Consider the following 401-nt stretch of genomic DNA (forward strand, 5'->3'; position numbering starts at 1 on the left):
CATTGTGCTCGGGGTGGTCTCCGCGCTGACGGGCGATTTGAAGGCAGCCTCTGTGATGACGGTCATGGTGGTTTTGAGCACAGCGCTGCGCTTCTGGCAGGAGCGGAAATCACAGGTACAAGCGGAATCACTGCGCAAACTGGTACGCAACCAGGTCACGGTCCGGCGTGCCGACAATGCGGCCGTGCCGGAGCGGCGGCCCAGCTCCTTCGATCCAGAAGCCTCCGAGATTCTTCTCGAACAGCTCGTACCGGGGGACATTGTGCTGCTCAGCGCGGGCGACATGGTGCCGGGAGACCTGCGACTGCTCGAATCGCGCGATCTGTTCCTGACACAATCGGCACTCACGGGCGAGGCCATGCCGGTGGAGAAGGTTGCCGGGACAACGGGCAGCCTCGCGG

1 protein-coding gene is annotated in these 401 nt (G+C 63.6%); it reads left to right on the forward strand.

Annotation, left to right across the window (positions count from 1 at the left end; genetic code table 11):
- A partial coding sequence (locus FOI68_RS23000) for a P-type ATPase actuator domain-containing protein (protein ID WP_483296180.1) occupies nucleotides 1-401 on the forward strand: 401 nt, incomplete at both ends.

Origin of the sequence: Brevibacillus sp. LEMMJ03, from assembly GCF_007197875.1 — a bacterium.
GTDB lineage: Bacteria > Bacillota > Bacilli > Brevibacillales > Brevibacillaceae > Brevibacillus > Brevibacillus thermoruber.